This is a genomic window from Chromohalobacter canadensis (assembly GCF_029544075.1).
Taxonomy (GTDB): domain Bacteria; phylum Pseudomonadota; class Gammaproteobacteria; order Pseudomonadales; family Halomonadaceae; genus Chromohalobacter; species Chromohalobacter canadensis_A.
This window is the reverse complement of record NZ_JAJQJH010000001.1, coordinates 528689-550274: the sequence shown is the minus strand read 5'-3', so window position 1 is coordinate 550274 and position 21586 is coordinate 528689. Positions and strand designations below refer to the sequence as shown.

Here is a 21586-nt window from a genome sequence, read left to right as displayed (position 1 = left end):
AAACGCCACACAAAGCGTCACAGCGGTATAACAAAGGTTCTTCGCAGATCAGCGTGAAATGGTAAGGCCCCACCATGCTCACCGCTATCGGGAATCAATTCCCTCCCACACGGACAGAACCATCAGGGCAAGCTATCGGCAGCAGGCTGTTTGTGGGAGCGAACTTGTTCGCGATTCGTGTCGTCGACGTACCATGCTCACCCCTATCGGGAATCAATTCCCTCCCACACGGACAGAACCATCAGGGCAAACTATCGGCAGCAGGCTGTTTGTGGGAGCGAACTTGTTCGCGATTCGTGTCGTCGACGTACCATGCTCACCCCTATCGGGAATAAATTCCCTCCCACACGGACAGAACCATCAGGACAAGCTAACCGGCAGGGGGCTGTGGGAGCGAACTTGTTCGCGATAACCTGTGCCGCATTTATCAGGACCGTTTTCATGCCGCGAGGCAGGTGCACTCGCGGCATAAACGCCGCACAGGGCGTCACAGCGATATAGTACAGCCATCTTCAGGAATGGTTGGCGGCCCGCCAGTAATCCACCGACGGCTCCGACACCACGCCTTGGGTGGTGCCGATCTCGATCATCGCCTGCTGAAAGGCCGCCGCCAGCTCGGGCTTCTGGCAGAGGTGCAGGCTGCGAATGATCCGCGAGATGCGCAGGTGGTTGTGCCCGCCGCGCTTCAGCCAGATATGTTCACGCATGTTCAACTCGGGCAGCGCCTCGATGACGAGCGCCCGACGCGTCAGCCCGAAGAACGCCAGCATCACATCCAGCGAGCGGCGTTGATTGGCCCGCAGTGTCTCATCTTGGGCGAAGGCGGCGCGGTCGGCCTCGCCCAGCAGCGGCGCAAAGCCGTTGAAACGCCCCGCCTCGGGAATTGGGAACAGCCACTGGACATAATCATGGGTATGTTCCAGCCAGAAAGGCGACAGCGCCCAGATATCCTCCAGAGTGCGCCCCTTGTGATCGCCGGCTTCGCCGCGATAAAACGCGATCAAGGGCGTATCGGGCTCATTCATGACAGCGTCCTTGTTAGTCAGTGATCTAAAGAGACGCAGTTGGAGTGCTGTGCCAAAGCACCTACGCCGTGAGAAGCAGCACCAATACATCAGTCTTTGGGAGACTCAGCCAAGTCTGCAGGCAAAACGGCATATCCGTTACCGTCAGCAGGTATCAGTTTGAGCTCCATTGGCTGTCCCTGAGCCTGCGACTCACCATGGTCGAAGGTCCTTCGCATCAAGCTGACGTGGGTTAGTGCTTCACCAATAGTGGCGCCACTCGGCTAAGCCCCTTGGTTCCCCTGAAGTGCACGCGGGCCAGTACCTGGCCCAAAATCGGCAACGGCGTGCCATCTCCGCTTTAAACACGACATACTCGGCATGCAGACCCCATGGTTGGGTCCCCCGATTTCTATTAAATTGCCGACCAAACGTGGCGTATTCATCACGATATGCTATTAAACATCTCTTCTGGTACGTCATCATAAAAACGACAGAAAGGAAGAGAGCCGACCAGTGTGACGCTCTGCTTGGCACGTGTCATCGCCACATACAGTACACGCCTCAACATGCTGGCCTCCTGGTCCATATCTTCCATGGCTACACTTTCGAGAAGGCGGCCAGGATACTGAGCATCATGCAGCCCCATGATGATGACATGATCGAACTCAAGACCCTTCAGCTGATGGTAGGTGGTCACGGCAACGCCCCCCACGAAACCACCAAGTCCAGCTCCCTTAACCTTCTTGACGTTCAATCCGCGTTGTTCCAGTGCTTTCTGGGCAGGATAGAGCTGACGCGAAAACGGCAGGACAACCACAACAGAAGTGGTGCGCAGCCTTTTATACTCACTGGCAACAAAGTCATAGCCCTTGTCATAGGCCTGCTTCGCATCAGAAGCAAGCAGCAACCTAACCTTCTCCCCCTCCTTAACCGGACGAACCGGTACCGTATAATCAGCATTGCCAGTCACGTCATTATCCGCCAGCAAGTGCTCGGCCACGTCCATGACCTGTCGTGTCGTGCGATGGCTCGCCGAAAGGCGCCGGGAACGACCACCCTGCACCTGGATGCCGAGTGATACCCAAGTAAAGCTACGACGGTAAATCTTTTGCGCCATGTCTCCAGCCATACTGAGCGAAACGCGGGGAATTTTCGCCGCTACCAGCAGCCAGCTTTTATCGAAATCCTGTACCTCGTCGATCATGACATGGTCATGGCGGTATTCCTCGGGTAGGTCGCCGCCCTGCTCCATCATTACGCGCAACAACAGCCCGGCCGGATTGTCGTAGTCTTCCTGCCGGGTTTCCTCAAGCCATTCCTGATACAGCTCGTAGACGCTCCAAATGAAGCGACGATCCTCCTGCGTGACTCGAACCGCCGTCCCCCGACCTGTACGTTCGACAGCAAGATAGTCATCGAGCCGGGTAATATACTGGCCGAAGAGCCAGGCGATTTCCTCACCCCACCAACCCAATAGATGAGGCGCTCCCTCCAGATCAAAGAAGCGATGCCTTCCGACCTCCTCTTCCGCCTCCTTGACCAGCCTCTTAAGCTGTTCGCTACGGGCCTTACCATCTACCCAGCCGGAGAACTCGAATCCCATTGCCTTGGCTGTACTGCGTGACCAGTCATGAAAGGTCTTAACTTCGATATCCCCTTTCATTCCCGCCTGCCGAAACGACTTTTTAACGTAGGCACATAAAGCCGAATTATAGGTCAAGAAAAGCAAGGATCCCTTGGTCATAGCGGACAGGATTTTGCCTGCCCTGGCCGCCAAAACGGTGGTTTTACCGCTGCCGGCCTGACCACGAATCAGCAAGTGCTGAGACGGATCGAGATTGATCACCGCCTGCTGTTCGTCGGTAAACGTGATAGTCGACTGAGCCGGTTCAGCCTGTAGGGACGCGACTCTGCTCCCTGCCTCATCGTCTCCCTGGGCGACGCCTCCTACCAGGCTCCACTGGTACGACGCATTAACCTTTGCTTTGCCTTCCTTTCTGAGGCGGTAAAGCAGCGCGTTTATGTCACTACGATCAACGTGTAGGCCAAACTCATTGCCAAGAATGGAAGCCAGGTGGCGTGCCTTTATTGGTGCATGCAAGCTCAGAAGCTTCATGACCTGCGTTTCAAAAACATCCTGATTCATCAACTGTCCTCGCGCTTCTTCATGCACCACATCACAGCCCAGATCTATAGCCGGTTCTCGTGGTAAATGCAGGATGACACCATGCAGCCGCTAAGGCTCGCCCCCGACATCACAACCAACAGGGATACGCACTGCACCGTTCTTCCTGTCATTCGCATACTACCGCTTCGTAAGTCTCCCTCAGGTTATCCAGCCGTGTGCGGCCATGCGGCACCTCGCCATAGCCGTTGACGACCGTCACCTCGCGGCCTTCCAGACGCGTATGGATGCGGTTGCGCAGCCACTCCGTCACCGAATGGTCGCTACGCGCCGCGCGCTCGTAGTCATAATCGTCGACCTCGGCCCCGGACGCCTCGCGAATCACCAGGCGGATGCCTTCCAACTGCCAAACGGCCTCTTCAAATTCCTTGATGGTCATGCGGGGTCCTCAACTATCGAAATCGAAGGTCAATTCTTCATCGTCGCCGAAGAAGTTATCGAGGTTTTCTTCGACAGGCGCCTTGCCCGAGTTCACGCGGGCAAGCCGGGTCAGTAGGTGCGATTGAGAAAGCGACAGATTGACGGCATAAGCAATCGGCAGTGCCTGGGCCTTTCTCAACGCCAGGAAGGCCTCGTCGTCCAGCTCGGCCAGGGCGCGCTCATCGACCATGTGCAGGCCGGGAACGGCCATGCCCAACTGGCTCTGGAGCGTTTCGGGCCAGGGCGTGATCACGCCTGCCCGCTGCAGGGCCGAGAGGGCGTCGCGGGTGCGCCGACGTTTGCCGTGGTTGGCCTTGAGCGTAGCGATGACCTCGGCGGTGCGGCCGCTCGGCTGGTCCTCGGCATCGAAGAACGGCTCGCCCTCCTCGGCGCCCAGCAGGCCGCTGTCGCGCTCGAAGGTGATGAGACTCTTCTCGCCGACCTGCACCACCGCGAACGGCCAGGTGGCGAGCCACTGCGGACGATAATGCCCCAACCACTGGCCTTGCTTGATGAACAGATTGTGGCCCGGCTCCAGGCCACACACGCCGACCAATTGCCACTCGCGGCCTTGCTTGACCAACGCCAGCGGCATGCTCGCGGCTGCCTTGGCCATTTCCCCCGCGTGCAGCGGCAAAAGGACCGTCTCGGCGGCGAAGCTGAGATCAATGGGTGGGTGCCAGGTAAGCCCCCAGCACTCCTTGGGACTGATGACCAACGGGTTGGGCATGAGCACTCCTTGTCTGTGGTTCGTTGAGCGGCCCTAGTGTGCCACACACCGGCCCGCGATGGGCCGGTGATGAACGGGCTCATTGCAGCGGAGGAATCGCCGCCACGGCATCGCGCAGCCGCTCGGGGCTCAGGTGGGCGTAGCGGCTGGTCGTGCGTGCGTTGGCATGCCCCAGCAACACCTGAACCTCATACAAGCTGCGCCCGGCATTGACCAGAAAGCTGGCGAAGCTGTGGCGCAGGTCATGCAGGCGCAGCGCTGGCAGCCCGGCCTTGCGTCGGGCCTGGTACCAAGCGTAATAGATGGTGACGAAGGGCTTGCCGGTGGCGGGGTTGGCGAATACCCAGGCGCTCCCTGTCGGGCAGGCAGCGCGGCGCTGGGCGAGCAGGGCCTGCGCGCCCTCCGAGAGCGGCACGTGGCGTATGCGCCCGGACTTGGTATGGGGAATGCGCCAATGCCGGTGGGTCCAGTCGATATCCTGCCAGCGCGCATCGAGCACCTCCCGCTTGCGCGCCCCGGTATACAGCAGAAACGCCACGATATCCGCCAGACACGGGTTGCGGCTGTCACGCACGCTTTGCAGCAGGCGCACGGTCTGCTCCGGCGTCAGGTAGCGTTCGATGCGGTTGTCCTCCTTGAGCGCGCGGATCTCGCGTAGCGGGTTGTCTTCCACCCCCGGCACCTTCCAGCGCAGCGCCAGGCGATAGCCATACCCCAGGATCACCAGAACCCGGTTGACGGTCGCCGGCGCATAGCCGCGTGCCTGCATGGCGGCCACCAGACCCGCCATGTCCGCCCCGCTCAACTCGCCCATGCCGCGAGGGCCCAGTGCCGGCAGCACATGCAGGCGGACCAGGGTCTCATCGGTGGCCCAACTGCGCTTGTAGCTCTGCACGTAGGGCAAATAGCGCTGCACAAAGAACGACGCCACCGTCGGCCCCGCCCCCGGCAGCCGCACCGCGCGCGGGTCCGCCCCCGCACGCACCTTACGCAAGGCATCGCGGGCCTCGCGGCGCGCCTCTTCCAGCGTCATGACCCGCGCATCGCCCAGGGTCAGGTAACGGGTCCGTTGCGGGGTTCGGTAGCGCAGCCGGTAGGCCATTCGCCCACTGGCCTGCACATCCACGTACAGCCCGCACAGCAGCGTATCGAACACCGCCCAGTGCTGGTGGCCCGAGGGGCACTCCAGTCGCTGCACGACATCTTCGGTCAAACGGGTCACGGTCATGGCAAGGTCCTCTCGGTGAGTGACCTGGCCAGCAAACCATGTTCTGCGGCCGAACTCCCGCCCCAACCAAGGCCTCGCCCCTGCGGGACCTGGCGGGATGCGTCAGGCGAACGTTTGCAGATGCGCGAGCAACTGCTGGCGAATGGCGTCTCGCATGGCGCCATGATGCGCCTCGCGATGATGGTTCGGACACAGGGCCACGACATTGTGCGGTGTATCCGGGCCGCTTTCGGCGAGGGGAATCACGTGATGGGTCTCGAGGAAGATCTTGCCATCGCCGGTGGTGAACCCCGGTTCCCGGCAATACTCGCAGTAGCCGTTCGCCCTGGTTAACACCTGCTGCCGGACTTGGGGACACCGCGCGGTCACCTCGGTCGTCACCGTCTTCTTGTCGGGTGACTCGGTGCCGATTCCCCAGGCGGTGAACTGGTCGATGAAGGTCGGCCGTGCTTGGCTGCGGACCAGCGTGCAATGGCCCGTCGCGTCATCGTAGGATTCGACGCGCCACGCGACCGGGTCGAGCAGCCGCCGCTTGACGCTCGTCGTGCGGTTCGACGCATTCTTTCTGTTTCCGGCATTGACGATGGCCCGGATGGGCAGGCGCGCCCGCATGGCCGTCTGAATGGCGGCCTCCATCTGCCTGGCACGCAGCAGCCGTCTCCCCGTCGCCTTCTCGGCCGTTTGTCGCGGATTCAATGCGTACCGGACAATGCCCTCCCGCTCTTCCATGCCATCGTGCCAGAGGTTGAGCACAACGGCGCTTTCACCGACGAACGACCAATCGAAGCAATACTTGGGATTGGACGCCGCGCTACTGGAGTTGCCCTTGGAAACGTCCCAATGGCTGACATCGACACCCGCGGCGTGCACCAGGTCGTACACGCGTTGCCGGCGGGTGGGTTCGATCTCGTCAAGGATTGTCATGGCTTGCCTGCCCCTTTGGCGTGTTTCACATATCGCAAGGAGTATGCCAGGGAAAACAGTCGCATATGAACATTCGCTACACCTGGGTAAGCGTATGGAACACTCCGATCTGCGTATTCACGGTCTACGCCACAGCTGCGCCAGCTCAAAGCCGTGCATCATCTCCGCCCTTCATGGGTGGGCATCACGCAAGGGTGACGGCTTCGGCATTGCCGGCATCGACAGCTTTCAGGCCACTCAGATCCACCGAGCCGTATAGCTCGACCATGCCGTCATTGCCGGCCTCGAACGTGCTCGTCGCCCCGCCATCCGCATCGAAGACGAGGTAGGTATTGCCGTTGAACTCAAAATGATTCACCTGGCCGGCGGTGGTATTGGCCGCTGCATCTTGATAGTCCTGAAGCGTGGCGCTCGTATCCAGCGACGAGGTATCGGTCTCGGCCACCCCAGTTACGACATCACCGAAGCTGATGTCATCGCCGACGCTGAAGTCGGTGATCAAATCGGTCGCCGTGAAATCGTCGACCACGAAGACATCGTCGCCCTCATCCCCAGTGAGAGTATCTACGCCTTCGCCACCATAAAACCAATCGGCACCGTTGCCGCCTTGGAGGCTATTCTCACCGTCATTGCCGTAGATCATGAAGCCCTCGGACTGGCCATTCAAATCGACGCCAAGATCATCGGAGCCAGTGGGCGTATCCGCCAGGCGCACCGTCTCGATACTTTCTAGTAGGGAGTCCCTATCGAATTGGTTGAACTCATCGCCGGTCTCGATGCGCAGGGTATCGGTGCCCAAACCGCCGTCGAGCCTATCGTCGTGGCCGACATGCATGAAGGTGTCATCCCCGCCGTGGCCATGGGCCTCATCATGACCGTCGCCCAGCACGATGGTATTGGCACCGTCATCGCCGTTGATTATGAAATCTTCGTTCTGTCCTCGCAGGTCGACGCCGTAATCGCCGCCATCGCCTAGGGTCACGACCTCGACATTCTGCAGGCCACTATCGTCGCCAAAAGCATTCACGTGATGGTCGCCGCTGCGCAGGCGGAGCGTGTCGCGACCGGCACCGCCATCGATACCGTCCTTTTCTCCCACGCCAATAAAGATATTATCGCCGTCACCGCCGTTGACCATGAAGCTCTCGCTCTGCCCACCGAGGTCAACCCCGTAATGGCCCCCATCAGCCAACGACACGATCTCGATCCCCGCGAGCATGGCATCCTGTGCGAAGGCGTTGGCGCCTGCGCCGCCATTGGCGATTTCCAGCGTATCGTTACCAGCGCCGCCCATCAGCCGATCATTGCCCTGAAGATCGCCGAAGCGAATCACCTCATCGCCGTCGCCCAACTGGACCGTGTTGGCATTGACATTACCCTGCACGATGACTTTTTCACCGGCCGCATCGAACGCGGACAGGTCCACCTTATTAGCCGCCGAACCGCCGCGCGACGACAGCCCTCCCGGCATGGTCTGTGGGTCGGCGTTGGCGTCGAACCCGGCGCGCACAGGATCCTGGTCAAGATCGACGTTAAGATTCAAGCCACTAATGTTGTTCCCCGTGACATCGAGCTTGTCCCCATCCAGGCGAAAAGACGGTGGTTGCTGACCGAACACCAAGCGGTCACTCGCGGCTTCATAGGCGATGGACAGCTTCGCGGCATCGCTGATCGCCAACTCGGCGCGTTGCGTGGTGTTGCCATCATCCGCCGTCTCGATCACCAGACGCTCATTGGTGGTATCGCGATAGATATCGCGCTCGCCATCAGCGGCCTTCACGCCCGCCTGGACGCCCACCGCATCACCGTCGCTCAAGCCATAATCACCCGATAAACTACCGAATCCGGCCTGCAGCGACACCGCATCACCGGTGTCGGCACTCACCAGCGTATCGCGGGTACCATCATGCATGCCGGTATCCCCCGCGCCGATAACCACGGTATCGTCACCCTGGCCCAGGCCGAAGCTATCGGTGCCCGCACCGCCGATCAGCGTATCCGCGCCGTCGCTGCCATCCAGCGTCAATGCTCCGGTCGCCTGGCTGCCATCGACCGTGTCGATATCGCTCGTACCGAGATCGATGGCGAACGCGGTATCGCCGGTGATCGTGATATCCGTGCCCTGGAAGCGTCCGTCGTCACCCAGATTAGTGACCGCATTACCATTCCCGCCGATTGACTCGATGGTCAGCGACTCGGTGGCCGCGCTGGTATCGTCGATATCCGCAAGCGTCACGCCACCGGTCAGCGAGAGCATGGTCGTTTGCTCGGAAACGTCAGCGCGATAGCCCGCGATATCCAAGGTGCCAAGGTCGGTGGTCGCCTGAAGCGTCAGGCCGGCGTTCAGGTTAGTCACCTCGACACCGTCCGCCACGTCATCGCCATCGGCGAAGCGAAGCTCCGTCAGGTCATAACCATAGTTGGCCACATCAATCTGCAGCGACTGCGCCGCGCCCTCGTCGAGCGTCCTGATGTCGAGAATCTCGATGTTCGTGGCGGCCGTGCCGGCGCTCAACGTCGGCAGGTCATGCGTGCCGGGGTCCACGTCCGTGACCACGAGGCGGTCCGTGCCGCCGCCGCCATCCAGAACATCGCCCACCTCGAGCTGCGGGTCATCGGCGGTACCGTTGCCATCGGCATCCTGGCTGGCGCGAATCACGTTGTCGCCGGGGCCGCCGGTCACACTATCCGCCCCGTCGCTGATATCGGTGGGAATGCCATTGGCCGAGAGCTCGAACATCGGGACAGGATCCGGCGCTGGGGTTGGGTCGGTTTCCGGGGGATCAGGCGCTACCTCCGGCGCGCTCAATCCTTCTTCGCGACCATACTCAATGAAATGCCCCAACGGCGTCAGGCCGGCCGCGTCGAAAGCCGCGCGCACATCGCCGACGCTCTGATACTGCGTTTCACCGGCGATCTGCAATGCGACCAGCTTTTCTTCCAGATACGCCGAAGCGTCGAATGCCTGAGAGGGGTTGATGCCTTCATCGGCACCGTACTGCAGGTAATGCTGGTAGACATTGCCATTCCAGATATCGACGAACGCCTCAGCGGCTGCATCGATACTGGTATAGTCCCTCGTATCGTCGTTGAAGAGCGACGTGGCCTTGGCCTGAATATATTGTTGCGGATCAAAGAAGTCGTTGGGCGCCAGGCCTTCCTGAAAGCCGTATTGTTGATAATGCTCCTCGGCCATCAGCCCATAATCGTTCCGAAGTGCATCATCCAAAGCATCCGCGCTCTTGCCCGCCCACTCGTCGGACGTTTCCGGCGTGTCTTCCAACTGCGCTAACTTAGCGTTCAGATAGTATGTTTTGTCGAACCCTCTAAGTGCCATATAACATCGCTCCATCACCCCTCGGGACGAGGCGGATGATCAAAGACGTGAGTGTCGTATTATTGCGACAAATAGCGTAACGCATGGTAACTGTCAGCGATATCTCTCCACCTAACGCTTTCGTCGACCGGTGCATTGTCACGTCGCGACTGGTCACCGGCACGACAATCCACTAGCAGCCCGTCTTGAAACATATCGTCGGCGTTTATCTCCTCGTACCCGGCCTGTAGACTACGATGCCTTGATCAACGCGGCACGCATCGCCAGTCGGCACAGTTACGATACCCTCATGCTCAAGCTCTTTACCCGATACGCGTCGGTAGGCGTCATCAATACAGTGATTCACTGGAGCGTGTTCGCCATTGCCTACCACTTCACAGGCATCCAGGCGTCCAGCAATCTGGTGGCGTTCATCATCGCGGTGACGTTCTCGTTCTTCGCCAACGCCCACTGGACCTTTCGATCCCAGGCGACGCCCGCTCGCTACATGTTGTTCGTCGCATTCATGGGCCTGGTCAGCTGGCTGGTCGGCAAGCTCGCCGACCTGAGCGACCTGCCCCCACTGATCACCTTGATCAGTTTCTCGGCGATCAGCCTGATACTCGGCTTTGTCTATTCACGATATTGCGTCTTCAGGAGCCGCTCTTGAACATCTCGCTCGTCGTTCCCGTCTTCAACGAAGAAGACACCATCGCGCTTTTCTATAAGACCGTCCGCGAACATGAGGCCCTTCGCGAACACGAACTCGAGATCGTGTTCGTCAATGACGGTAGTCGTGACCGCACGGCAGAAATCCTTGCGGCCCTGGCCTTATCGGATGCCCGCGTGACGGCGCTCGACCTTTCCCGCAACTTCGGCAAGGAGGCGGCGCTGTTCGCGGGACTGGAACATGCCCAGGGCGACGCCGTGATTCCACTCGACGTGGATCTACAAGACCCTATCGAGGTCATTCCACGGCTGATCGATAAATGGCAAGAAGGCTTCGACGTAGTGCTCGCCAAGCGTAGTGACCGTGATAGCGACGGCTACATCAAGCGCCGCACCGCCGAATGGTTCTACCAGCTCAACAACCGAATCAGCGAAACCCCCATCGAGGAAAACGTCGGTGATTTTCGCCTGATGTCACGGCGTGTCGTCGATGCCATTATCGACATGCCGGAACGCAAGCTATTCATGAAAGGCATTCTCAGTTGGGTCGGCTTTGATACCGCCGTGGTCGAATACACCCGTGTCGAACGCTCGGCGGGCAAAAGCAAGTTCAATGGCTGGAAACTCTGGAATCTGGCCCTGGAAGGTATTACCTCGTTTTCCACCGTGCCGCTGCGCATCTGGACCTATATGGGATTCGGCGTCGCCACCTTCGCTTTCCTGTACGCCGCCTGGCTGATCATCGACAAGCTCGTATGGGGCAATGCCGTTCCCGGCTACCCATCGCTGATGACCGCCATCCTCTTTCTGGGCGGCGTGCAGTTGATGGGAATCGGCGTGCTTGGCGAGTATGTCGGCCGCATCTATATGGAAAGCAAGCAACGCCCCCGGTACATCGTCAAGCGCCTGCTGCGCAACGGCGAACGCACCGAGAGCATGGCTCAACCGCCCGCTTGTTCAAGGTCCAGTGAGCAACCGTAGAAACTGCCCATGGCGTCGAGATTCTGCATGGTCCATGCGTCTCGATTATTGAACACCATCAGACACGCGAGATTCAGGATCAACGGGTGCGAGTAGCCTCCACTGTCTGCCAGAAAAGCAACGCCAGCCCTGGCCACAATAAAAAAGGTTCATCGCACTTTGCCGGGAAATGCGGCACAGATCATCGCGAACAAGTTCACTCCCACAGCCCCTGCCGGTTAGCGTGTCCTTGTGGGAGGGAATTGATTCCCGATAGCGGTGAGCATGGTATGTCGACGACACGGATCGCGAACAAGTACGCTTCCACAGTCCACTGCCGATAGCTTGCCTTTGTGCTTACCCGAACTGGAATATCTTGACCATGCTCTAACAGCTACTTGACCGGGATCAGCTTGCAGCCGTAGTACTCCCCAACCTGCGGCAATGCGGAAAGATACCAAACATCACGATTATTGAAATAACGATACGCATAGTTGAAATGCCGCTGTCGGATGGGCAAGCCTTCCGCACAAGACGGCGTATCGAGATGCCTGAGGATCCTCATTTCACGTGCCTGGAACGTATCCGATACGTCTTCGTAGATGACTAAGGTCTTGATTGCGAAACCCGCAGAGATCGCCAGTAACGCGACCCAGATGGCACCGGCCCAGCGCCAACGTTGGCAAGTCTGCCAAGCGGCTTCGACCACAACAGCGAACATCAACGCCCAGGCCAGCGAAAAGGCACGCGGTTCAGTATAGGGTGCTGCCATCATCGAGCCCACCACCAGCACGGCGGGCATGACGGTCCACCAGGCACGCCTATCGATCTTCACCCATCCACGACGTTGCAGCACTACCAGGAAGACCAGCGAAACCAACGCCAAGGCAAAGAGCAGCGCCGAAGTATCAAAGAATGTGCCGGTCACCTCTTCCGCACGGTGAAGATAATACGTCAGGTCGGGATTCTCAGCCCCAAAGACTTCCGCATAATAAGCCCGGCGATGAGCTGTCGATGGCATCGTCATCAATGTCGCCCAGCCGATCAGCACGGCGACAACCGGCAACAGCGCCGGCCACATCTCACGGCGCCGCGGCGACAGCCCCCATGCCAGCATCATGTAGAGCACCAGTGCCAACGGGACGTTCTCGAACGAATAGCCCGCACACAACCCGACGAGACACAGCCCCGCAATGGCCCCGGGGCGCCGGCTCATCGACGCCAACGTCGTTTCGCTGCGATAGGCCACGATACAGATCAAGGACAGTACGATCGGCTGGAGATAGCCGGCATTGGCCGTCTTCCAGAAAAAGATCTCAAGCCCCGGCCACAGGGCGAACATCAGCCCCAACGACAGCGCCAGCTTGAGTGTCAGATCACGCCGCCCCGAATACACCATGGCAATCAGCGCATTGAACGCCACGAAGGCCGCCAGTGAGACCAGCCAGAACATCCATGCCGGAAGGTTGAGCCAGACGATGGCCAACTGCTCGCCGAAGCGCGCGTTCCAACCTGCAGTGTGGCTTGGAATCTTGTAGGCAATCCATGCCAGCCGCTCGCCCCATCCGGTGTCGCCATGAGTGCGGGGGAAGGCGAAATCCTCGCCCATCATCGGCATGCGCCAGAAAATCGCCGCATAAACGGCGACAGACAGTGCCGCGAAACTGATAAAAAGGCCACGAATGGCCCGACAATGGCTGAGCATGAGTCCCCCTGGATCAATGGCTTGGCGACGGAGGATACGCCGGGAACCTCAGCCACACCAGTCGACAAATAATGAAAAACTCGGCAGAATCACGCCGCATCACGCCATTTTGAACCGGCCAGCCTCGCCGGCCGGACTGGTCGCCATTTCCATGAGGCCCGCATGTCTTGCGCTGATTCCGCCAGTAGCTCCCCCTCGCTGTTCGATTCGGTAAGCCACAATACACAGCTGTTCCTGCTGACCGCCATGGCGGGTCTCATCGTCTACGGCTATCCACTAAGCCACTTCAGCCTGCCCATCGACGGTGAATTCCGCGATAATTTCGAGCAGACCATCGCCTTTGGCCGCTGGGGGCACAGCCTGTTACGCGCCTGGCTGCTTCCCGAACCCTTCGTGCCCTTCTTCACACTGCTGGTGGCCATCCTCGCCCTGAGCCTGGCGGCGTTGCTGGCCGCCCGGCTACTCGCGCTCACCGGCCTGCCCGCGCTGGTCTTCTGCACCCTGATGGTGGGCTTTCCGCAGATGGCCTACCAGTTCGAATTCATCAATCAGGCCGACACCGTGGCCATCGGTTACCTGCTGGCCATCGCCAGCACATGGCTTTTTTGCGACAGATCGCGCCAAGGCATCGCTCGGTGGGGACTGCTTCTGCTCAGCGTGGGTTGTTACGCCTATGCCATCGGTATCTACCAGACGCTCGTCGTGGTTCCCCCGCTGATGCTGCTGGGCAAACTGTTATTCGATAGCGACACCCGGGGTCCCTTGCCTGGCACGGTAATCGCCCGCCTCATCGGCTTCGCCATGGTCAGCGTGGCCGCCATCGTCCTTTACAGTCTTGTCACCCACTGGACTCAGAGCTACTACCAGAAGAGCAACGTCGGCTATCTGACAACCTTCATGAACCTCGATCTCAGCCTGGCCGCCTACCTGCAGGCCGTAACCCGGCAGGTGGCCCTGGGTGTGGCGGGCCTGCAGAACTACGGCCTGACGAGCTTTTCGCTGGCCACGCTGGCGGCCGCGCTAACCATCGGCCTCTCGCTCGGCAAAACCCGACCGCGCAGCTTGGGCCTGTATCGTGCGGCGCTAGCGGCGGCGATCCTGTTGCTGCCTTTCGTGCTCTGCCTGACGAGTCGTTACGCCCTGCCGCCACGCGTCCTCGTGGCCACCAACCTGGCCTTCCCCCTGCTGGCGGTTTACGCGCTGCGACGCTTCAACCCACGCTGGCTGACGAGCATCGGCGTGGCCCTGCTGGTGTTGCACAGTGGCTGGGTTTCCCAGCTTTTTGCCTCCGACGCCGCCGTGCGCCATGCCGATGTACTGATGGCCAACCGCATCGCCACCGTGCTGTACACTAACTACCCCGATTTCGACCCAGCGAACACGCCCGTCTACTTTCATGGCGGCATCCCCAACGACAGTATGCACAAATTGCCGAAATCCGATGTCTTCGGCAGTTCGTTCTTCGCTTGGGACGGCGGCAACAACATCCGCCTGCGTCACTTCTTCCGCTATTATGGCATCGCCGACTGGCGCAATGCCGACAAGGCCGAGACCATGCGCGCACTGACCCACGTCGACACCATGCCAACCTGGCCGAACCCCAAGGCCATTCAACGGCACAACGGCGTAATGATCGTCAAGCTGGGCAAGCATCGGGGCTGGCTGCCCTTCAGCGTCGACTGAGCATCGTCACCGGCTGGGGTCGCCTTCTGACCATACGGGCGATCCGCCGCATGCCCAGACCCGGCGCCATGTTACCGGTGTCGCCGCGTATCCGGCGGTCAAAAGCCTCGGCGACACATCGACTTCACTCCCACTGAAGCTCAAGCGACGACGGCAGGCCGTAATACTTTTTCATCCAATTTTCGATCAACGGACGCTGATAGGGCATGGTTTCCGCGTAGCGGTCATTGGGCAGCCGCGAGAGCGTCACGCTGCCTGGAGCCTCCTGGCCCGCCTGTATCTCATGCGCCAGTACGCGCAAGCGCGCCTGGTTGAGACGATGAACAGGGGCGTTTTGTGCATAACCTTCATAAACGCGCAGTGTATCCGTCCCTGCGAAGGGCAAGATGAGCATCACCACGAAAATCCCCGCCCAGCGCCACCTCCAAGCATGCGAGACGGCATGCAATGCATGCAAAACCGGCACCAGCATCAACGCATAAAAGATCAAAAACGAGCGTCCTGCAACCGAAGGTGCCATCAGCAACAGCGCCAACGAGGAAAGCGCCCCCACCAATAAAGCCAGCACCACCGCCACACCGGGCATGCCCCAAGAGCGGCGCAACAACAGTACGACCCACACCAGCCAAACGCCCAACAGCGCCACAACGGGCAGCACAGCCGAGAGCATCACCACCACAGCAAGCCCTGTCATCAGCGACAGATAGCGTCGGCGACGACTGGTCTGTGCCAAGGTTTCCCAAGCCAGTAACGCCACACACGCCAGCATCAGTACTCAAGCCAGCACGCCCGCTGAGGAACCCGCGACCAGTTCTCCCAGCCGAGCCAGATTGGCGACGGCGTTGCCAAGCAATGCGCCATCCTGCAGCGAGCTGGCCTGACGGGAAAAATTGCCAGGCGCGAATATAATCACCCCGAACGCCACCAACACCGGGAAACAACGCACTACCAGGCGGCTCATGGGAAGGCGCTCGCCATCGAGACGACGCGCCAGCACGAAGGCTACCAATACGCCAATAACCGTCACCGCCATCTGCTCATGGAACAGCGCCGCCAGTGCCAGCATGGCCACGGCACGCCACGACAAGGTGGCATCGCAGCGCAACCACCACGCCGCCAGGAGTAACGGCACCACGCCCCAGACATAGGCAATGGACGCCGAAAACCAATAAAGCCCTCCTACCGTGATGAAACTCGGCCAGGCCAGAAAATAGACCACACCCACCGCCACCAAGGGATGTCGAACACGCCCCGATACGATGCGTACCGACAGCATCAGCCAACCCAGCAGCACCGCCACCTGTGTCAGCCGAACGGCATCGATACCCAGCTTGAACAGATTGACCTGAATGAAGAAGGCGAGAAAGCGCGGCGACCAATTCATGTACTCGTCGTGAAGAAAGTTCACGAGTTGCCATTGACTGAAATTCTGCCCGACGAAGCCCGTCTGCTCGGTCACATAACTGAGAACCGCATAACCCCAGTCATCATGGTAAGGAAAGACGTGCCAGTGCTGGAAACACAAACCCACCGCAAAGATCATCAGCAGCGCACTACTAGCAATCCGACTCCATCGTACCTCAAGCATGGCACCCTCCGTGACGGCCAGCTCACAAAACGCTGCATTGTACCCAACCCCTTTACGGGTAGCCATCGCGCCGCAATCGGCGACGGCGCCCCGGACACCCCGGTCGCGACATCACCGAAGCTGATGTCATCGCCGTCGCTGCTATATCAGGAACCCCGCGACACAATTTTGAACCCGTCGTGCCCCATCGCCACCTCGGTGTGGTTGCCACGCATGAAACCGGTTGTCGGTAGGTTGCGCGCTATCCACTGCGGGAGGAATGCCCGGAAAAGCAACCGGTTGAAGAACGCGACGCCGGAGCCTCACTGAAGCGCTGTCCACCCTGCAGACTGCACAGGACGAGCGTTCCTCTTTCCTGAACGACAACGCTGACAACGAGCTGCTCGAAGAAACCGCAGCTATTTCTGGCGTTGCCGAAGACGAAGAGCCGACTACTGCAGAAGTGGCAACCGCCATCGAGCAGGCCGATACCGCCGCCGATGACGCCGTGGTTACCGCCGAAAACGATCTACTCGACGACCAGGCCACACTGGCAAGCGCACGTGCTGCTGAGCTCCAGTCGGCCGCTGCCGCTGCCGATGGTGAAGCAACTGATGTGACACAAACCGATATCGATGCTGCTGTCACTGAGCTGGACTCCGTGGCTGCCGACTCCCGCATGTCCGATGCCAACCTGAACGCCGCCGAAACCGAAGCTCAGGCCGACGTCGATGCGGATGAAACCGTCTATGCATCTGACGGCACAGATATCTCCACTCTGACTGCTGTTTATGAAGTTGCGGGCGATACTGCGACTGATAGTGGCCTGACTACTGACCCTTCCTACATTTCCGAAGACTTCGCGGATGTAGCTCAAGAGTCCACTATTGACCTGTCTGGGCTGACTGACTCTGCGACCTTCTCCGTGACCGTCAATGGCACTGAGTATACAACTGCCTGGGATACAAATCTCGACACAACAGGTGGCGCCCTCGCTACAGAAGTTAGTACCGATAGCAATGTGACTGCTTCTTACGCCGGAGGCACTCTGACTGTTACCGGTGCAGCTGCTGGTGAAGATGTGTCCGTATCTAACACCGGTGGTGGCGCTGATGCTGTTGTAAGTGTTGCAGCTTTTAATACCGCAGACTATATCGAAGCCAACGATGTGTCCGGGTATGCAGCGGATACCAACATTAGTAGTGGTTTGGTTGACAGTGGAGCCAGTAACGTCTCAACCGAGACAGGCACTGCCTCTGAGTGGCAGCAAGCCATCGCTGATGCCGAGCAGGCCGTAGAGAGCTTCGTCTCCGTCAATGGCGACAACGCAGCCCTGCTGGACTCGGTTCGTGATGCCATCAACGCTCACATCGGTGCCGGCGGCGAAAATGCCGAGGCTGCTTCCGGCGTCAACCTCCTCGACGTGCGCGACAACATCGCGACTATCCTCGATGTCGAGGAAGTCAACGAAGGTGACGTTGATGCCGAGGTCTCTATCATCGCTGGCTATGACTTCACTTTCGAAGCCGCTGAGGGTGAAGAGCTGACTGCCGCAGAACAGGCTGTTAACGCTGCTGTTGCGGATACCGAAGAGCGCGTTGAGCTCAACGGCGATGTTCAGGCTGCAAAAGCCAGCTTCGATCTGACCGGCACTGGCGAGGTCTTGAACACGATCAAGGAATTGCAGGAAGACCGTCAGGAGCTAGTCGACGCTGTCTCTGACGCCGAAAGCGAGCTGTCCGACGCGCAGGATCTCGCTGCGCAGACTCAAGGATTGGTCGATGACTTGGCTCAGCTCGACGCCTCCGTTGAGGAAGCCGAAACTTCCCTGGAAGACGAAGGCTTCGCGGTTGAGGCCATCGATTCCGCCGACGAAGCTGGCACCGCCGACAACGATATCTTCCTGCTGGGCGATACCGATGCGGCCATCGACAACTTCGCAGTGACTGAAACCAACGCTGAAGGCGAGGTTGCTGGCGACCGTATCTACGTTGGTGAGCAGCGCGACGTGGTAACTGCCGATGACATTACCGACGATCTGGGCGATGCTTCTGCCCTCGAAGCTATCGTGGTGGACAACGGCACCGATACCTCTGTCTTCTTCGAAGAGAAGGTCTTCGCCGGGAACAGCTCCAGTGACTCTGCCGACATGACCGAGGTCACCCTGACTGGCGTCACCGGTGGTGAAGTTAGCATCAACTCTGACGGCTTCTTGACCGTCGCCTAAGCTCTTTTGAGCTAGGCCATAGGGGGAGGGCAACCTCCCCTTTGCTCCTTTGAAGTCATCGGGTGGTGCAGTACAGGCTGCCTGATGCAGTAAGCGCTAAGGTGCTTACTTGCCCAAATGAAGTACGATCTAACCCCTAGCCTCGGCTGGGGGTTTTTTATTTGGATCGAGTGCAATGAATAGACTTGTCACAATGGCTGCAGCCTCGGCCAGCGACCAGGACGTAACGGGAGCAGATGATAAGAGATAAAGTCCACATCGCGCGGCGGGCACCAGGTAAACCCTGGCATTCTTTTGAGCTGATAACCAGCGGGCTCGATATAAAGCCTCCGCGGCTATTGTAGGAAATAGCTTACATTAATTGGCGATATTTCTTACACGGGTAACACCATTTTGAGAAATAAGTAACGAAAAACCCCCGACCTAAGCCGGGGGTTATCACTCGATAAGGGAGCCGGAGCCCCCTCAAAGGGTGCAGGTCAAAAGACCTTAGGCGACTTCACCAGCGGACAGGAAGCCTGCGCTCAGCTCGTCGTTAATGTCGGCACCGTCGACACCGGTCAGAGTGACCTTGGTCACGTCAGCTTCACCGGCGCTGTTACCACCGAAGGTTTCAGCTTCGACGTACAGGTTGACGTTATTGCCATCCTGCTCCCAGAAGATCTCTTGAGCAGCGGCATCGCCGACGTTGTCGGAGATAGCGTCGTCGCCCAACTCGACCAGGCTGAAGCCTTCGCCGAAGTAGATCTTGTCTTCACCACCGGCGCCGAAGTTACCGATGTCAACGTCAGTGTCAGTGCTGTCTTCGAACAGGAAGACTTCGTTGTCGGAAGTACCCTGCGCGCCATCAGTAAAGTCAGCCAGCGTTACGCCGAGGCCCGGAGCATCTTCGTTGTCCGGATCATTCTCGATGGCGGCGGTGGCGTCTTCGATGTCGCCTTCCAGTGAATCAAGCTGGTTGTTCAGATCACGCGACTCTTCGAAGGAAGAAACCTGCTCTTCAAAGCCTTCCAGTGCACTAATCGCATTACTCAGCGCATTAGCATCGGAAATATCGGCCGACTCAGTAGCACCGGCAGCCTCACCATCAGTGGTAGTGGCGAAGGTGGTAGTAGTCGGCGCAGTGCCAGTGCCGCCAACTGTCAAATCTGCGGTAACATCTGCTACGCTCTGGGCAGTCAGAGTGATCTGAGTTGTAGAATCACTCACTGCGGCGATGTCGTAGGTTACAGTGTCGATGGTAACCGTGTTGCTGTCGATATCGCTAACGATAGCAGCAGCATCAGTAATACCTGTGCCTCCGGTTTCGCCGGTAAACACTGTCTCACCGCCAATGGTGATAGTCTCACCAGTACTAGCAGTGTTGTCTGTCTCAGCACCCGCCAGATCAATGGTGTAAACGGCTTCGGTGCCAGCATCAGCGGCAGCCTCAGTCTCGTAGACAGTGGCATCACCAGCGCTCAGGTCGACAGCACCAGTAGTCTCGTCAAAGGCACTACCGTTGTCTGCGACTTCGTAGGCACCAGATTCTGCCAGGATGATGTCCTCGACAGTTTCCTGAACGGCATCCAGAGCGGTTTGTTCAGTGGCATTGGCAGAATCAAGAGCCTGAGACTGTGCGTACAGATCAGCGATACCTTTTAGCTTACCGCTGCTATCGCCAGCAGTTGCGCCATCAGCTGTCAGTTCCCACTGACCATCGACGAGTTCTGCATAAGCAGTATCGATGTCACCTTCTGAAGTCAGCGTACCGAATTCGTCGTTGACAAAATTCACATTTCCCGCAGTGGTGCCAACAGTTACATTGTTGACAGCATCAAACGCAGTGACCTCATCGCTATAGGCTTCTTCAGCGTCGGCAACTTCAGCTTGCTTGGTGGCTAGAGTCTCTTGGCGTGTTTCCAGAGTCTCCAACAGGCTGGTCATGCCGTCTGCAGCATCGTCAGTTTCGTCCTGAACGGCTGTTTCCAGCTCGGACTGCTTGTCAGAGATGGCAGCATCCTGAACGGTAGCAGAACGACCAGCGAAGCTATCGATGTTGGTCTGCGCTTTCATGTTGGCGGAAGCGTTGGTGTAGAAGTCTTTCACGTCGTCCGCGGAAGCTTCGCCTGCTTCAACGTCGACAGAGCCGTCAACGTCGATTTCGCCGTCAGCGTTAACGTCCAGATCGCCAAGGCCTTCGCGGAAGTCGACTTCAGCTTGCTGGGCATCAGCCAGGTCGGACAGCGCTTCAGTGAGGCTTCCAGTTGACTCACCCGCCGGAACGGCTTCCAGGCCTTCGTCCTGGCCGAACTGGTTGTAGTGCTCCAGCGGGCTCAGGCCGCTTTCTTCGAACGCCTGCGCGACGTCTGCGACGGTCCAGTCAGCGTACTGCTCGCTGTCCTGTTCCTGCATCTGGCCCAGCTTGGCGCTCAGGTATGCCTGAGAGTCGAATTCCGCGCTCGGGTTCAGACCTTCTGTAGCACCATACTGCTCATAGTGCTCTTCAGCCGTCAGACCGCTTTCGTTGAAGGCCAAAGCGACGTCAGCGATGGTCCAGTCACCATATTGCTCGCTGTCCGTGCTCTGGAGCTGATTGAGCTTTTGTTCGTAATAATAGTTAGCGTCAAAAGAAATATTAGCCATTCCGGCATTCTCCTTGCATATGCAAATGTTGCCACTTTGCGGTAAGCCACCGCCTATTGGATCCAGTTCAGCTTCGAACCCTCTGCGCAATACTGCTCGCAGACGCTACTGTGGTTCGATCTTGCCAATCTGCGCAGATCGACAAGAAGTGCTTAACAAGGAAGATCCTAGTGTTTGACCACTGTACTAGGTCCGTTCCCCTGGGTGAGAACTTGGAACAGTCATTTGCCTGAACTGACAGTAGCTAGCAGCCCATGGCATACCTGACTGTTCTCACCTCACGTGGATGCTAGAGCCCGGTGACGCACTTTGCAAGCGCTAGTTAAAACAGGTTAGTAAG

15 protein-coding genes are annotated in these 21586 nt (G+C 58.8%); 4 read left to right on the top strand and 11 right to left on the bottom strand.

The window, feature by feature from the left end; all coding sequences use genetic code 11:
• Positions 1-512: 512 nt before the first annotated feature.
• From LUN51_RS02555 to LUN51_RS02525, 7 genes are all read right to left on the bottom strand, one after another.
• Positions 513-1025, bottom strand: a complete 513-nt coding sequence (locus LUN51_RS02555) for an opioid growth factor receptor-related protein (protein WP_277809998.1) — start codon at positions 1023-1025, stop codon at positions 513-515.
• 424 nt (positions 1026-1449) lie between these two features.
• Entirely contained in the window at positions 1450-3153 is a 1704-nt protein-coding gene (locus tag LUN51_RS02550) for a 3'-5' exonuclease (protein WP_277809997.1), read from the bottom strand.
• Positions 3154-3301: 148 nt separating this feature from the next.
• On the bottom strand, positions 3302-3571 hold the full coding sequence (locus LUN51_RS02545; protein WP_277809996.1) for a hypothetical protein: 270 nt from the start codon (positions 3569-3571) through the stop codon (positions 3302-3304).
• Positions 3572-3580: 9 nt separating this feature from the next.
• Positions 3581-4342, bottom strand: a complete 762-nt coding sequence (locus LUN51_RS02540; RefSeq protein ID WP_277809995.1) for a SapC family protein — start codon at positions 4340-4342, stop codon at positions 3581-3583.
• Between the two features lie 79 nt (positions 4343-4421).
• On the bottom strand, positions 4422-5570 hold the full coding sequence (locus LUN51_RS02535; protein ID WP_277809994.1) for a site-specific integrase: 1149 nt from the start codon (positions 5568-5570) through the stop codon (positions 4422-4424).
• Positions 5571-5672: 102 nt separating this feature from the next.
• A complete protein-coding gene (locus tag LUN51_RS02530) occupies positions 5673-6494 on the bottom strand; it encodes an HNH endonuclease (protein WP_277809993.1) in 822 nt (273 codons plus the stop codon).
• Between the two features lie 184 nt (positions 6495-6678).
• Positions 6679-9831 (bottom strand): beta strand repeat-containing protein, encoded by a 3153-nt coding sequence (locus LUN51_RS02525; RefSeq protein WP_277809992.1) that lies wholly within the window; start codon positions 9829-9831, stop codon positions 6679-6681.
• A gap of 289 nt (positions 9832-10120) precedes the next feature.
• Here LUN51_RS02525 and LUN51_RS02520 point away from each other — a divergent pair, with 289 nt between their 5' ends.
• Together LUN51_RS02520 and LUN51_RS02515 are read left to right on the top strand one after the other, a co-directional pair.
• Positions 10121-10480 (top strand): GtrA family protein, encoded by a 360-nt coding sequence (locus LUN51_RS02520; protein WP_277809991.1) that lies wholly within the window; start codon positions 10121-10123, stop codon positions 10478-10480.
• The gene (locus tag LUN51_RS02515) at positions 10477-11460 is read left to right on the top strand and encodes a glycosyltransferase family 2 protein (protein WP_277809990.1); all 984 of its coding nucleotides are present in this window, start codon (positions 10477-10479) and stop codon (positions 11458-11460) included. The genes LUN51_RS02520 and LUN51_RS02515 overlap by 4 nt, the downstream gene beginning before the upstream one ends.
• Positions 11461-11833: 373 nt before the next feature.
• Here the strand turns inward: LUN51_RS02515 and LUN51_RS02510 are convergent, their stop codons facing one another.
• Positions 11834-13144 carry a DUF6056 family protein gene (locus LUN51_RS02510; RefSeq protein WP_277809989.1) on the bottom strand — a complete coding sequence of 437 codons (1311 nt, stop codon included), beginning with the start codon at positions 13142-13144 and terminating at the stop codon, positions 11834-11836.
• Between the two features lie 162 nt (positions 13145-13306).
• Here LUN51_RS02510 and LUN51_RS02505 point away from each other — a divergent pair, with 162 nt between their 5' ends.
• The gene (locus LUN51_RS02505) at positions 13307-14827 is read left to right on the top strand and encodes a glucosyltransferase domain-containing protein (RefSeq protein WP_277809988.1); all 1521 of its coding nucleotides are present in this window, start codon (positions 13307-13309) and stop codon (positions 14825-14827) included.
• A 124-nt stretch (positions 14828-14951) separates the two neighbouring features.
• On the opposite strand, the gene LUN51_RS02500 is transcribed toward LUN51_RS02505, so the two are convergent.
• Positions 14952-15596, bottom strand: coding sequence for a DUF6056 family protein (locus LUN51_RS02500; RefSeq protein WP_277809987.1), 645 nt, complete (start codon positions 15594-15596; stop codon positions 14952-14954).
• A 6-nt stretch (positions 15597-15602) separates the two neighbouring features.
• Positions 15603-16415: a hypothetical protein gene (locus tag LUN51_RS02495; RefSeq protein WP_277809986.1), complete on the bottom strand. Its 813-nt coding sequence runs from the start codon at positions 16413-16415 to the stop codon at positions 15603-15605.
• A 442-nt stretch (positions 16416-16857) separates the two neighbouring features.
• Between LUN51_RS02495 and LUN51_RS02490 the strand changes: the two genes are divergently transcribed.
• The gene (locus LUN51_RS02490) at positions 16858-18621 is read left to right on the top strand and encodes a hypothetical protein (RefSeq protein WP_277809985.1); all 1764 of its coding nucleotides are present in this window, start codon (positions 16858-16860) and stop codon (positions 18619-18621) included.
• Between the two features lie 489 nt (positions 18622-19110).
• On the opposite strand, the gene LUN51_RS02485 is transcribed toward LUN51_RS02490, so the two are convergent.
• Positions 19111-21246 carry a hypothetical protein gene (locus LUN51_RS02485; RefSeq protein ID WP_277809984.1) on the bottom strand — a complete coding sequence of 712 codons (2136 nt, stop codon included), beginning with the start codon at positions 21244-21246 and terminating at the stop codon, positions 19111-19113.
• Between the last annotated feature and the right edge of the window lie 340 nt (positions 21247-21586).